The following is a 13,152-nucleotide window of genomic DNA, read 5'->3' as shown; positions in this document are numbered from 1 at the left end:
AATTAAACCATTATCTTTCGAGGGCAGACAGAATGAAACCGGATGGCATAAAGTCCTGGATAATGACCTCCTGTTGCTCGCCCCGCTTCATCCGGACTTCGGAGATATTGAAATTGGGGGTCTTATGCGGAGCAAAGAGGATGTCATCATGGGTACTGTTCTCGTGTTTCTTAAACATACCCGGAACGATATCCCCGCCCAGATGATCGTCCCGACCTGTCGCCAGGTGACAGGTCCCCAGGATTTTTTCATCCTGAATATCCGAATGGGAAACGGGTAAGACCTGCGTGCCAAAACCGAGCTCTCCCAGGGTGCCCGTCATCGGGTCATCCGCGAGCCGCTGATTGTGTTCATCAATGGTGGCCTGGTTTCCCTCGATGAGCGTTGAACTGATGATATTCCTGTCCACCACGTCTAACACGCCCAGTGTACCGTCCTCGTATTTCATGGGAAACTGGCCACGGGCATCCACCGGGACAAAATAAACCTCACCCGCCGGGAGATTGGCGACGTCCGGTGCATGCCCCTTGCAAAGCCCGTGACTCTTCTGGGCCTCCTGCCCGTCCAGGCCGAGCCAGGCAGTCAGCACCCGACCATCCTCCAGGGTAAAGTCGATCTCCACCTCATCGGCATGGTTCATCGCCTGGCGCACCCTTTCGGCATCCGCTGATACTTCATTGTAATTCACCGACAGCCCCGAGTTAAGAATCACATCATTGACACCGTGCAGGGTCGCCCCCCGGAAACCATACTCCTTGCACTTCTCGGTGAGTGGCGCCGTGGCACTCCAGTCGGTGATACACAGGACAATATCGTAGTTCGGATAGATATCCCCGTTCAACGAGAGTTTTTTGCCGTCCGCATCCCAACACGGATCCTGCAAGTCGAGGTTGGATCCATGGGTGCAATAATAGGCAAACATCTCACCACCGCTCATGCCAAGCTCCTCCATCACCCCGTTGTGAAGCGCCTGATAGAAATGTTGATAGGCGTTTTTCTGCACCGGAAAACCATCCGCTTCCAGGTAGGCGTGGTTTTTCATCATGGCAGCAGGATCATCAAAGTCCGTCAGGATACAAATGCGGCACCCATTCGTCGGCTCAAACACGGTCCCCAACAAACGGGTCAGGCTAAAATCCCCAAACTCCCTTTTACCGGGGTCAGCTAAAATTTCTTTTTGCAAATAATCAGGTAAAGACATGACCCGACCCTAGCCAGGCAGACGCCGGGTGCAAGTGGAAGTTTGATCATCTTGCCCCCCCTACTAACAGCCATTGAATCCTCAATGCCGGATCACGATTCAAACAACGATAGAATTACATTCTTGACGGAGACCTTGATATTATTAATATCTTAGCCAATCTCTTCCCAGGGATTACAACAACGTAACTCACCTCTCTTCCGCGCAGTATGAATTCGACCCAATGGGGGGCGCAATTCCGATTCTGGCGGATCGGGGCACACCCTTACCTAACATGAATAACTTCGATATGATCGCGGTCGTTGCACTAACGGCCGGCGCCATCCTTATCGTGTGGCAAATCCTTGCCCGTTTCTCTAAATCGCGGATCTCACTCAAGCATGACCTTGAGATTCTCAAACTACTGCCCCCGACCTCGGTCTATGCGGACAAGCTACGCAAACGCATTGAAGCCCGACTGAAGAGAAACTACGGTGATGAAAAGGAATGCTCCTGGGCTGGATTCGGCTTTGCCTCCCTGGTCTTTGTTGTATTTGCCGTGGTCACCTACATCAATTTTACCCAGGGCAAAGTCATGATCGGAGCCATCACCACCGGGTTGTGCCTGCTCAGCCTGCTTTCCGCGGTGTGCCAGGTCTCCACCGATGAGCAATAACGGCTTGTTCGCGGTCTGGCCGACAAGCTGTGCAACACCAACCTGGCCACTTTGGAGCAGGAAGAGGCGCCCCCACCCATCACTTGTGTTGATTGCTCTTCTTGATCCGACGGGCTGAGAACGACGACGGCCTCGACCACTCCAACTGGCTCTATCGATTCTATCGAATTATTGCAGGGGGGTGAATTGGATCGCCGACAGCGCAGCCGACTTGGTTTCCCCTTCGATACATGAAGCACTGACCTTGTAGCGACCGGCCTTGGGGAAATTGAGCCAGCCAATCGGGAACGACTGGTAGTTGTGGGATGCGTTCTGTTGGTTCTGGATGGCCTGGCCGCCCTCGACTTCCACCTTCCAGACCAAGCGGTCCTGCCCGGCGTAGGTGAGATCGACGTGGTAGTCGCCGGGAACCAGCACATCCACTTCCCAGGTCGCCTTTCCTCCGTCTTGCCACTCGTTGATCTGGATCATGTGTTTCCACTCACCAAATTTTTCCATCCAGCGTCTGGAATCACGTTTGGCGCCATTGATCGCAGCGAATTCAGCGAGTATCCGGGTGGTCATGGTGGGATCAAGCGCGAAGCCGGGGTCCACATCGGGCGTTCCATCCAGCTCGACCTCGATCACAGAAACGAGCTTTTCCGGAGCGGTGGCGGGAAGCGTGAACCGGGTCCACCCCGGGAGTGCCGTGTGGGCGACCACCTCGTGTTCTTTTCCTTTCAGCAACCTGGCTGATTTGATCTTGTTTTTCAAACCAGGCAGGTAGAGCGAGCCACCGGCAGGCCATTCGAATACGGAGAGAAAGAGTTTGTTGCCTTTGACGGTGACATCACCCCATGGAAGTTCACGTTTCCACGGCGAGGCGTCGGTTCCATAGACAACCTGTGGGTAACGCCGAATCCACTCACCCGAGGCGCGGAGGGAATCGACGGCTCGTTGCGGCACTGAGCCGTCCCCACGGGGGCCAATATTAAGCATGTAGGTGCCACCTCGTCCGACACATGAAATCAACCGCTTCAAGATGGTCTTCGGTGTTTTCCAGTTTTCATCATACCAGGCATAGGCCCATGAGTCGTTGGTGGTATCGACCGTTTCCCACAAGCCCTCCACGTTGTGGTTAGGCACCTCCATGTCACCGAGCGACTGGTAATCGCCAAGCCCGTGACCGGCACGACCTGAGACCAGGGCGTTAGGTTGGTTTTTACGCACCACAGCAATGAGCTCCTCGACATAGCGCTTGGGCATATTGCCAGGGGTATCAAACCAGACAAGCTCGATCGGGCCATATTCACTGGTGATTTCCTTTACCTGGGGCAGGCATTTTTTCTGATAGTAGTCATCAAACCCGGCAGGTTTTCCATCGGCATCCGTCTTCGGTCCGCCATTGCCTCCCGGGAATGTCCAGTCCTGGTTGTGGGAGTAGTAGAATCCGAAACCGATGCCTACTTCCTTGCACGCCTTGGCAAGATCCTTCATCGGGTCACGCTTGAACGGGGTCGCATCGACCACGTTGAACGTGTTCGACTTGGAATGATACATGGCAAACCCATCGTGATGTTTACTGGTGATAATGATGTATTTCATGCCCGCGTCCCTGGCGAGTTTGGCGATGGCCATGGCATCAAACTTAACCGGGTTGAACTGTTGGGCGAGCCGACGGTATTCCTTGGGGGGGATTCCCGCCATACGTGGGTTCATGATCCACTCGCCAATGCCGTAGTAGGTCTTTTCACCCACCTTGTTACCGAGGTTGGAATACAGGCCCCAATGGATGAACATCGCGTAGTTACCATCCGCAAAGAGCTGGCCGCGCTTGGCATTGTCAGCCCGTAGTTTGACGATCTGGTCACCCCAGAGATCATCCATCTCTTGAGCCGATACAGCACTGGCCAATCCTATGGAAGCGATGACGAGGAGACAGTTATTTGCTAGTTTCTTTTTCATATTTTTCTAGTGATGTCGGGTATCCATCATGGATTGTATGCGGCGGCGGAGCATGCCATGGCGGCATCCCAGCGAACAACCATGCCGGATACTAGGTCAATCCCACCCCCTTGCCCATCCGCAATTTACCCTATACGGCAACTTTTGGAATACTTCTTCTGGCTGGAAAACCACACGCGGGCCATGAAACAAACCAGCGGCGCTGTGGCAACGACTGCACCGCTTGTTTGCATCGATGTTGCAGGGGTCAAACAGACTATTTCGCCGCCGTGTTCTTCTTGCCATTGGCATCACGTCCGTAACTTGGATCGTAAACTGGAACGCCCATTCCTCCGGGTGTTTGCCAACCCGGTTTGGCCTGGTGGGTGACGTAAGCATAGTAAGGAGTGGCTTGGAAGTCGCCGTCGATAAACAAGGGCGCCAGCTTGGTGACTCCTTTTTTCAGGGTCACCTTGAAAGTCACTTCTTTGGCACCCAGGGGGATGTCCACGGTCCGGTCAATACCACCGATGCGTAGCCGCGCTTTTTTGTAGCTGTAGGCCTTGCCGTAGGTTCCGTCGTTGATGCCTTTGTCGGCTTCCACGGGCCAGCGACGGAGTGAAATTTCATAGTCGCCGTCACGCTCGACTTCAATCGCCCAGTGCGATTCCACCGCCACCTCCCCGGCAGCCACATGCGGCTGGTTCCACGGCGGCAGTTCATCCAGCAACCAGTCATGAGACGACAGGGAAACGACCGGCGAGTGATCCGAGCCGATCACCATATAACTGGTCAGATTGTGCTCACGGGAAACATCATTCCAGAACTTGTCATAATCGGCACGGAGGCGTTTCACCACTTCCGGGTGTTGGGCCGCGATATCCTTTGTTTGCTTGGCATCCTCCTTTAGCTCATAGAGTTCTTCTCCGTTGACCAGCCGCCAGCGATCGGTCATCACCGAACAATGACGCCACTTCACCGGATCAACGACCCGTTGGGTTTCGACAACAAGTGAGCGACCGGGCCAGGCCTTGCCGTCGGAATAAAGCAAATCCTTCAGACTCGAGCCATCGAATGCGATCCCGGGGGACTTGAGGCCACAGAGCTCGATCATGGTCGGTAAAATATCAATATGGGCGGTCAGGTTATTGATGGATTTCCCTGCCTCGATTTTTCCACCAGGCCAACGAATGATCAACGGGACGCGGTGGCCACCTTCATACTCGGAATTTTTGGTACCACGCATGTTGCCGTCGTACCCACGTTTCCCTTTGACGCCACTGGCCGTGCCGTTATCGGTCATAAACACAAGGATGGTGTTATCCGCCAGCCCCTCACGCTCCAGCATCGCAGTGAGCCTGGCCATGTTGTCATCGATGTTGCGAATCATCCCGTAGAACTTCACATCGGAAACCTTGGGATTACCCTCATACGGTTTGGAATATTCCTCAGGACAATTCAATGGTATGTGCGGGGCATTGGTCGAGATGTAGGCAAAAAACGGCTTGTCCTTGTTGGCCTTGATAAACTTCATGCCCTCGTCGAACCAGATATCAGTGCAGTATCCAGTGAATTTCCGAAGCTTGCCATTCACGCTGTAGGTATCGTCAAAATAATCATTGCCCCAGTAGTCAGGCGCCTGCCCCACCCCACCAGCGGCATGGTAAACGGCGTGCTTGAAGCCGCGGTCCTCGGGCCGGTATGGATAACAATCACCCAGGTGCCACTTTCCAAACAGTCCGGTCACATATCCGTTTTTACTGAACACATCCGCCATGGTGACCTCCCGACGACGCAGCATGCTCCGACCCTGCACCGTGTGCCATACACCAACCCTGTTAGAATAACGCCCTGTCATGAGGGCCGATCGTGTAGGCGCACAGGTGGGGTCGACATGGAAATTATCAAGCAATGTTCCCTGTGCCCGAAGTTTATCAATGCTGGGAGTTTTGATCGCGGGATTACCGGTAAAACCAAAATCACCATATCCCTGGTCATCGGTGATCACAATGATCACATTGGGAGCTGCTGCAATGGTTGACGCGGCAACGAGACATACCGCTAATCCTGACCAGAGCGGTTTAAGTGGGAATGGATTCATCATATTGCTGTTAGTTGACGATGTGTGAGGGCAACCCTAGCTCCATTCTTGGTTTTTTATTTTCATTTGCAATGAAAAAACCGGACCAGCCTGGCGCCAAACCGGGGATTTTATAGACAAAACAAGAGATTGCAGAGCCCCCCAGGCCATTCACAGCATGATGCATAGAACCAGCTCTTCAAATGGTTAGAGTCTGGGAAGCCTGACGCTCGGTAGAACCGCATGTTTGGTTCGAGTAACCCCCGACCGCCACCTGCGGATTCCGACCAGTGCGGCAGACATCCCCTACCGCCCCCCACTTGAACGCTCTCTATGAAAGAACATCCTATAATGAATGAATCGTTCCGCCTTATCAGCTTGCCTTCCTCCGGTAAGCTCCTACTCTTTTCTGAAAATAGATCACTTTGATGATCGTAGCCTTGTCACCGGGTTCACTCACCCTCTCATCAAAAAACCATCACTATGAAAACCGCACTACTCTGTCTTGTAACCGTCCTATTACTGCCTCACCACGCCGACGCCAAACTGAAAGCGCTCATCATCGACGGCCAGAACAACCACGCGGTGTGGCCGAAGTCCACGATCATGATGAAACAGTATCTGGAGGACACCGGCCTGTTTGACGTCAAGGTCATCCGCACCTGCTTCACCTGGAATGGCAATCGCGAAAAAGCATTCCTTCCCCTGGCGGACGCCGGTAAAACCCAGGATCTCAACAAATCCAAGCCGGACCCTGGTTTCAGCCCGCAATTCTCCGACTACGATGTGGTGATCTCCAACTTCGGCTGGGGTGCCGCGAACTGGCCGGAGGCCACCCAGAGGGCGTTTGAAAAATACATGCAGGAGGGCGGCGGCTTTGTCTCCGTTCACGCCGCCGACAACTCGTTCGGAAAATGGGCGGAGTACAACAAGATGATCGGCCTCGGCGGCTGGGACGGTCGCAATGAGAAAGACGGCCCTTATGTCTATTACAACAACGACGGCAAACTCATCCACGACACCTCGAAGGGCAGCGCCGGCACCCACGGCCCGCAGCACAACATCCCCATCACCGTGCGTGTCACCGATCACCCGATCACCAAGGGCATGCCCAAAAACTGGCTGACCTCCAAGGACGAGTGCTACGCCAAACTCCGTGGACCGGCACAGAACATGACCATTCTCGCCACCGGCAAAGACAGCTCGGGCAAACCACCCACGGACCGCCACGAGCCCATCCTCATGGTCCTCGACTACCACAAGGGCCGCGTGTTCCACACCACCCTCGGGCATGACGACTATTCCTTCGAAGGTGTCGGATTCATCGTCTCGTTCACACGCGGGGTGGAATGGGCCGCCACCGGCAAGGTCACCCAGCCGATCCCCGCGGACTTTCCCACCGCGGAGAAAAACGTGCAACGGAAGTTCGTCCTCAAGACCCCGGCCGGCGCCAAGCCGTGATGCCCCCCCTGAAGGCGATGCCTTAAACCGCTTCCCATACATAGACTTGCTTGCCAGCAAACAAGAAACCTTTCCCATCTGTAATTGTTACTGCCGCAGTTTTTACTTTTTCCTATCAACCACTACCCACCCAATTACCCCATGACAGTACACACAGACGAGGATGCGGTCGATGAAATCGTCGGCGGTGAATACGAGCGCGAGCCCGTGCCGCAAAAAGCCTGGAAAGGCCCCAAGGCGTTCTGGGGGATGTACGCCGGCGAGCACGCCGCGGGCACGGAGTTCATGATCGGCCCCCTGTTTCTCGCCGCGGGCGCCTCCCTCAAGGACCTGATGTTCGGCCTGTTGTTAGGAAACATCCTCGCCGTACTCACATGGCGCTACCTGGTGCTGCCGATCGCCATGAACCGCCGCCTGACCCTCTATTTCCAGTTGGAGAAAATCGCCGGGCGCAACATGGTGAAAATCTACAACGTCACCAACGGCGTACTGTTCTGTTTCCTTGCCGGGGCGATGATCACGGTGTCGGCATCCGCCGTCGGGGTGCCCTTCGACATCCGTTTCGAGGTGCCGGACGCCACCTTCGGTCTCAGCGGGGCGGGCTTCACAGGCATCGTGGCCGTGGTCGGCATCGTCATCGCGGCGGTCGCGGCCGCGGGATACAACATGGTGTCGCGCTTCGCCAACATCGCCGCGCCCTGGATGATCCTCGTGTTTGCCGCCTGCGGGGTCGTCTCGCTCGCGCAGATGGACGCCCATTCGTTCGAGCGGCTCAACACGGTCTGGAACGACGGCGTCGCCTTTGTCCAGGTCGCCAACGGCCCGGAGAACTTCGGGTTCTGGAAAATCGTCGTCTTCGCCTGGCTCTGCAACGCCGCGATGCACTTCGGTATGGCGGATCTCTCGATCTTCCGCTTCACCAGGTCCAAATCCGCCGGCTGGGCGCCCTCCGTGGGTATGTTCCTCGGCCACTACATGGCGTGGATCTGCGCGGCACTGCTGCTGGCGGCGCTGATTGCCACCAACCCCGGAGCCGCCGTGAACAGCGCCGGAAAAGTCCAGGCGGACCCCGGATTCCTCGCCTGGAACGCGCTGGGCTGGACCGGCATCATCTGCGTGGTCATCGCCGGATGGACCACCGCCAACCCGACGATCTACCGCGCCGGCCTGGCATTCCAGTCCCTTTTCCCCAGGGCGCCCCGCACCACCGGCGTGCTGCTCGCCGGGCTGGTGGCCACCGGCGCCGGCGCCTTCCCCAACCTCTCCGCCCAGTTGCTCGGCTTCGTCGGCACCTACGGCATGATCCTGGGGCCGATGGGCGGCATCATCTTTGTCAACCATTACCTTGCCAAACGGCTCGGCTTCCACGAGGACGCGGCGGACGCCACCCGCTCGTCGTTCAACACGGCGGTGCTGCTCGCCTGGCTGATCCCCGCCGTCCCCGGCCTCTGGCTGGTGCTCTATCAGGGGGTCTTTGCCGCCTACCTCGTGATCCCCGCGTGGCTCGCCTCGGCCGTCCTCTACGTCGTGCTCGGAAAAATGATGTTCACGAACAACAGCCATTCCCAATCCTCATGAAAAACCTACCCGCATACGCAAAACCCGTTAGCTGGGCGTCACTGCTGCTCATCATCCTGCCGCCGATCCTGTTTTTCACCGGCGGCATCGGCGCGCCGTTGATGAACCAGCTCCTGCTTGCCGGGACGTTCATCTGGTTTCTATCCGCCTCACTCTGGATGAAGTCGGAATGACCGCCGCCGCACACCAAACACCACCGGACACCCGTCCCCAGACAATGCATTTTCCCACGACCCGCCGACCCCTCGTTCTCGCGGCAATCACCACCCTCACCGCATGGCCGCTGACCGCCGCCCCGGTGAAGCTGGTGGACCAGCAACCCGCCGCCGTCACCGCGCCCGACCAACGGACCGTCCTCGTCGATTTCGGCCGCGTGGCCTTCGCCAACATCCGGCTGGCCATCCCCGCCAACGCGGACCAACCGATCACCGTGCATTTTGGCGAGGCATTGAAAAACGGCCGCATCAACCGCAAGCCACCCGGCACCGTCCGCTACGCCTCCGTCACCATCCAGCCCAAGCCCGGCACGGTGATGCGCATCGCTCCTCCAGCCGACAAACGGAACACCAAGAAAACCAACGACGCCCACCCGCCCGCCATCCTGACGCCCGGGGAGTGGGGGGTTGTCCTGCCCTTCCGCTGGATCGAGGTCGAGGGCTGGCCCGGCGAGCTGAAACCCACCCAAATCACCCGCCAGGCCGCGTTTTCCGCCACCTGGGACGATGACGCCGCCGCCTTCGAGTGCTCCGATGAAACGCTGAACCGTATCTGGGAACTCTGCCGGTATTCGATCAAGGCCACCACCTTCGCCGGCGTCTATGTCGATGGCGACCGCGAGCGCATCCCCTACGAGGCGGATTCTTATCTGAACCAGCTCAGCCATTACTACACCGACAACGACATCCGCTTCGCACGCGACACCTACGACCGACTGATCCATTTCGCCACCTGGCCGACTGAGTGGGCGCCCCACATGATCTTCATCGCGCACGCCGATTGGATGCAAACGGGCGACAGGGAATGGATCGCCCCGCGCTACGAAAAACTCAAAACCAAGGCCCTCCTTGAACGCGCCGGCCCCGACGGACTCGTCACCAGCGACGCCCGGCAGAGGAAAAAATCCGACATCGTCGACTGGCCGAAGACGGAGCGCGACGGCTACGTCTTCACCGCGAAAAACACCGTGGTCAACGCCTTCCACCTCGCCGCCATTCAACGCCTGGCGGCTCTGGCCCGCGCCATCGGCAGGGACGGTGAGGCCGGGGAGCTCGAGGCGCGTTTCAACAAGACCCACGCCGAGTTCCAGAACCAGCTCTTCGACACAAAGCGCGGCATCTACGTCGATGGCGTCGGCACCCGGCACGCGTCCCATCACGCGAACTTCTTCCCCCTCGCCTTCGGGCTTGTGCCGGAGGAAAACAGAGCCAGCGTCATCAATTTCCTGCGCGCCAAGGGCATGGACTGCTCGGTTTACGCCGCCCAGTACCTGCTGGAGGGCCTGTTTGAAAACGGAGCCGCCGACAAGGCGCTCGACCTGATCACCGCCGACAACGACCGTAGCTGGAAACACATGGTCAACAGCGGCACCACCATCACCTGGGAGGCCTGGGACCAGAAATACAAACCGAACCAGGACTGGAACCACGCCTGGGGCGCCGCCCCGGCCAATCTCCTGCCCCGCTACCTCCTCGGCGCCCAAGCCGCCGAACCCGGCTGGAAACGCGCCTCGATCCGACCGCACACCGGCGGGCTGAAACACGCCAAGGGCAAGGTGCCCACCCCCCGCGGGCCGATCCTCATCCACTGGATCCAGGACAAGACATTCAAGCTCTCCCTCACACTTCCCGCGAAGCTCCCTGCGCACATCGACCTACCCGCCGCAGCCGGCTCATCCACGGTCCTGGTGGACGGCAAAAAGGTCGCCGCCACCCGCAGCGGCACGCGCTGGACCCTAACAGACACCGTCTCCGGCACGGTGGAAATCGAGGTGCGATAACAGCCACGTTTTTTTGCGGGAGGCGACAAGTGGTCGGGTCCGGGCAGACAATCCAGGGGGAGGCATGGAGAACAAGGGTTTTATTTTTGACACGAAATACGCAAAAACGCCCCGAGACGGTAAGGATATTCTGGCAACCCCAATTTTTTCCCGACCCATAAAACCGCCCATACCCCTTGATTTACGCACACTACGGGACCACACTACGTGACAGACCTGAATGGCACTAATCCTTCCTGGAGACTTGGCAGCTCATCCACTCCATCTTTGAATAACCACCGCCATGAGAACCTACACCATTACACTCCACAAGGGGCAGAACAGCCTCACCATCATCCAGGAATACCTCTATGACACCATCCGCAGCAACATTGAAATCCACGGAAACCCCAACCTCTTTGACAACGCCCAATTCCCCGTCCCCGCTGAAAAGCTCGAGCAAGCCGTCGCCTATTTTTGCAAACGCCGCCCAGGCACCACCTACACCCTCACCCACGACGGCGGTGACTGCCCAACCCTCATCTGCTGAACATGGACCTCACAGACACGCAGAAACAAGCCCTCCGCATCACCAACGATGTCGCCGCCGGAAAGCTCGAGCCAGCCGCCGCCATCGCCGCACTCATCAAACTTGGCACCCATCCCGACCACGCCCGGGAAATGGTACACGTAGCCACCGGCCACAGTGACCTGCACGTGGAGGACTAACGCCAGAAATTCCAATGGACCAGGAAACAATTGCCAAGGCCGCCGCCATCAAACAAGCCGCCAGTGAGGGCACACTCTCCGAAAAAGAAGCTGTCCGCCAGCTCATCGCCCTCGGCTCGGACCCCGTCGTCGCCGCCTACTACATCGAGGCCGCCATCCACGGCGAGGACGACTGCCCGGAACCGTAGCGAACAATCATCTTCGCCCCCCGTAAAAACAATCTTTTGAACTGCAAAAGGCCTGTCCCGTAGTGCTGTCCTACCCAGTTGCCTTTGAGCAGGTAGAGGGCATTGGCGAATCAAGCGTGGCTCATGCGCTTACTGGCGAATTGTAGGGCACCCTTGATGAAGGTGGTTACCAGCGGGCTGCAATTCACGAAACGTAGCTTGCTCTTGAAATCGGCGGGATGGCCTTCCACCAGGTTGCCGATAAAGGCGTTGACAAAGGAATCTGTCATCGAGCTGACACCCACGAAATTGAGCACGATCTTATCTGCTTTTTCCCAATGTGGCTCGATTTCCTGACGACGCAACTGATCGCCCAAGGTGCCATTGGCAGCAAAGGTTCCCACGTGATCGTGTAGTTTGAATTCGAGATTCACGGCCATACTATTCGAACATTTCATCCCAGTTGTCAAGCCCAGAGGGAAGGATACGGGCACGGACATCGTTGATAATGCTCTGGTAATCAACGATTTCATCGATTGTCATCTCAATGCTGACGAGCACTCCAGGAGTCGTCAAGCCGCTGTTTTGCTGGAATCTTGCCCCGGTGTCACCGATGCGGGTGTAAACGGCATCTTCTGTGATGACCTGCATTCTTCCGTAGGTTTGGCGCACCAGTTCATCGACCATTGACAGCCCGACACCTCGGTTGACGGGTTGCGCGTAAGGGCCGGTGGGTGGACGGAGTAAAGCGGCGGAAACCTTGGGCTCCATGGCTTTTTGCAGGGCGTCCAGAGGGCTGTGGAGTTCTTGTTCCAGAGGGGTTCCATCAAAGCTGCGGCGGAGGCCTATGCCGTTGTCCGCCACGGCCACACGCACCACCCCGGTGGCAGGGTAGCGCTGGGCACATAAAAACCCTTCGCCCTGTGAGTGCTGGGCGACGTTGGTGATGATTTCACCGATGGCGTAACTGAGGCACTCAAGGACGTCCGTTGATTCACGAGCCATGCAGGATGCCACTTCACGGGCAATACGATCAATGCCATGACCGCTGGTAATTTTCCTGATCGAGACAAAACGTCCTGCGGCGTTGTGACGTTGGAACGGTTCATCGAGCTGAAGGCCCAATTGATCAAAAAAGTCCATCCGCTTCAGGTAATCGCGCGCGGGGCATTTGTTAAAATGACAGCCGTAGAGTTGTTTGCCATCCTTGCCCCATTGCCTGAGACGAGCCAGCAGCACAACAATGGATGCCGGATGGTAAAAACGCACCTCCTGAAAATCGACCCTCACCTCGTCCCTTCCCTCGGCCGCATTGAGCAACGGAACCAACACGCTCAGACCGCGTTCCTTGGCTTCTGCCGGGAGTCGGAGTTCGTGTGCCAT

At 57.2% G+C, this 13,152-nt stretch carries 13 protein-coding genes; 8 read left to right on the top strand and 5 right to left on the bottom strand.

The features are described 5' to 3' along the window. Window positions 1-10: 10 nt before the first annotated feature. Entirely contained in the window at window positions 11-1,201 is a 1,191-nt protein-coding gene (locus tag H7A51_02660; GenBank protein MCP5535117.1) for a hypothetical protein, read from the bottom strand. Between the two features lie 274 nt (window positions 1,202-1,475). On the opposite strand from H7A51_02660, the gene H7A51_02655 reads away from it, so the two are divergent. Next, window positions 1,476-1,856 carry a hypothetical protein gene (locus H7A51_02655; protein ID MCP5535116.1) on the top strand — a complete coding sequence of 127 codons (381 nt, stop codon included), beginning with the start codon at window positions 1,476-1,478 and terminating at the stop codon, window positions 1,854-1,856. Between the two features lie 168 nt (window positions 1,857-2,024). Here the strand turns inward: H7A51_02655 and H7A51_02650 are convergent, their stop codons facing one another. Together H7A51_02650 and H7A51_02645 are read right to left on the bottom strand one after the other, a co-directional pair. Continuing rightward, window positions 2,025-3,722: an alpha-L-fucosidase gene (locus H7A51_02650; protein ID MCP5535115.1), complete on the bottom strand. Its 1,698-nt coding sequence runs from the start codon at window positions 3,720-3,722 to the stop codon at window positions 2,025-2,027. A 334-nt stretch (window positions 3,723-4,056) separates the two neighbouring features. Continuing rightward, window positions 4,057-5,880, bottom strand: coding sequence for an arylsulfatase (locus H7A51_02645; protein ID MCP5535114.1), 1,824 nt, complete (start codon window positions 5,878-5,880; stop codon window positions 4,057-4,059). A 462-nt stretch (window positions 5,881-6,342) separates the two neighbouring features. On the opposite strand from H7A51_02645, the gene H7A51_02640 reads away from it, so the two are divergent. The 7 genes from H7A51_02640 (at window position 6,343) to H7A51_02610 (ending at window position 11,790) form a co-directional block, all read left to right on the top strand. Then, window positions 6,343-7,320, top strand: a complete 978-nt coding sequence (locus H7A51_02640; GenBank protein ID MCP5535113.1) for a ThuA domain-containing protein — start codon at window positions 6,343-6,345, stop codon at window positions 7,318-7,320. 141 nt (window positions 7,321-7,461) lie between these two features. Beyond that, window positions 7,462-8,898, top strand: a complete 1,437-nt coding sequence (locus H7A51_02635; GenBank protein ID MCP5535112.1) for a hypothetical protein — start codon at window positions 7,462-7,464, stop codon at window positions 8,896-8,898. Continuing rightward, on the top strand, window positions 8,895-9,071 hold the full coding sequence (locus H7A51_02630; protein MCP5535111.1) for a hypothetical protein: 177 nt from the start codon (window positions 8,895-8,897) through the stop codon (window positions 9,069-9,071). Before H7A51_02635 ends, H7A51_02630 begins: the two co-directional genes overlap by 4 nt. 44 nt (window positions 9,072-9,115) lie before the next feature. Then, the gene (locus tag H7A51_02625) at window positions 9,116-10,894 is read left to right on the top strand and encodes a family 78 glycoside hydrolase catalytic domain (protein MCP5535110.1); all 1,779 of its coding nucleotides are present in this window, start codon (window positions 9,116-9,118) and stop codon (window positions 10,892-10,894) included. Window positions 10,895-11,177: 283 nt separating this feature from the next. Further along, window positions 11,178-11,423, top strand: coding sequence for a hypothetical protein (locus H7A51_02620; GenBank protein ID MCP5535109.1), 246 nt, complete (start codon window positions 11,178-11,180; stop codon window positions 11,421-11,423). Between the two features lie 2 nt (window positions 11,424-11,425). Then, on the top strand, window positions 11,426-11,602 hold the full coding sequence (locus tag H7A51_02615; GenBank protein MCP5535108.1) for a hypothetical protein: 177 nt from the start codon (window positions 11,426-11,428) through the stop codon (window positions 11,600-11,602). A 14-nt stretch (window positions 11,603-11,616) separates the two neighbouring features. Then, window positions 11,617-11,790 (top strand): hypothetical protein, encoded by a 174-nt coding sequence (locus H7A51_02610; protein MCP5535107.1) that lies wholly within the window; start codon window positions 11,617-11,619, stop codon window positions 11,788-11,790. 110 nt (window positions 11,791-11,900) lie between these two features. Here H7A51_02610 and H7A51_02605 read toward each other — a convergent pair whose 3' ends face one another. Together H7A51_02605 and H7A51_02600 are read right to left on the bottom strand one after the other, a co-directional pair. Further along, window positions 11,901-12,209 (bottom strand): STAS-like domain-containing protein, encoded by a 309-nt coding sequence (locus H7A51_02605; protein MCP5535106.1) that lies wholly within the window; start codon window positions 12,207-12,209, stop codon window positions 11,901-11,903. Between the two features lies 1 nt (window position 12,210). Then, a complete protein-coding gene (locus H7A51_02600) occupies window positions 12,211-13,152 on the bottom strand; it encodes an ATP-binding protein (GenBank protein MCP5535105.1) in 942 nt (313 codons plus the stop codon).

This window comes from Akkermansiaceae bacterium (genome assembly GCA_024233115.1).
GTDB lineage: Bacteria > Verrucomicrobiota > Verrucomicrobiia > Verrucomicrobiales > Akkermansiaceae > Oceaniferula.
This window is presented reverse-complemented; position numbering and strand designations above follow the sequence as displayed.

Bases quoted from the DNA above. Each gene is read 5' to 3' on its own strand.
- H7A51_02615 (MCP5535108.1), top strand. From the start codon at position 11,426: ATGGACCTCACAGACACGCAGAAACAAGCCCTCCGCATCACCAACGAT.
- H7A51_02640 (MCP5535113.1), top strand. From the start codon at position 6,343: ATGAAAACCGCACTACTCTGTCTTGTAACCGTCCTATTACTGCCTCAC.
- H7A51_02625 (MCP5535110.1), top strand. From the start codon at position 9,116: ATGCATTTTCCCACGACCCGCCGACCCCTCGTTCTCGCGGCAATCACC.
- H7A51_02600 (MCP5535105.1), bottom strand. From the start codon at position 13,152: ATGGCACACGAACTCCGACTCCCGGCAGAAGCCAAGGAACGCGGTCTG.
- H7A51_02645 (MCP5535114.1), bottom strand. From the start codon at position 5,880: ATGAATCCATTCCCACTTAAACCGCTCTGGTCAGGATTAGCGGTATGT.
- H7A51_02655 (MCP5535116.1), top strand. From the start codon at position 1,476: ATGAATAACTTCGATATGATCGCGGTCGTTGCACTAACGGCCGGCGCC.
- H7A51_02650 (MCP5535115.1), bottom strand. From the start codon at position 3,722: ATGGATGATCTCTGGGGTGACCAGATCGTCAAACTACGGGCTGACAAT.
- H7A51_02605 (MCP5535106.1), bottom strand. From the start codon at position 12,209: ATGGCCGTGAATCTCGAATTCAAACTACACGATCACGTGGGAACCTTT.
- H7A51_02635 (MCP5535112.1), top strand. From the start codon at position 7,462: ATGACAGTACACACAGACGAGGATGCGGTCGATGAAATCGTCGGCGGT.
- H7A51_02610 (MCP5535107.1), top strand. From the start codon at position 11,617: ATGGACCAGGAAACAATTGCCAAGGCCGCCGCCATCAAACAAGCCGCC.
- H7A51_02620 (MCP5535109.1), top strand. From the start codon at position 11,178: ATGAGAACCTACACCATTACACTCCACAAGGGGCAGAACAGCCTCACC.
- H7A51_02660 (MCP5535117.1), bottom strand. From the start codon at position 1,201: ATGTCTTTACCTGATTATTTGCAAAAAGAAATTTTAGCTGACCCCGGT.
- H7A51_02630 (MCP5535111.1), top strand. From the start codon at position 8,895: ATGAAAAACCTACCCGCATACGCAAAACCCGTTAGCTGGGCGTCACTG.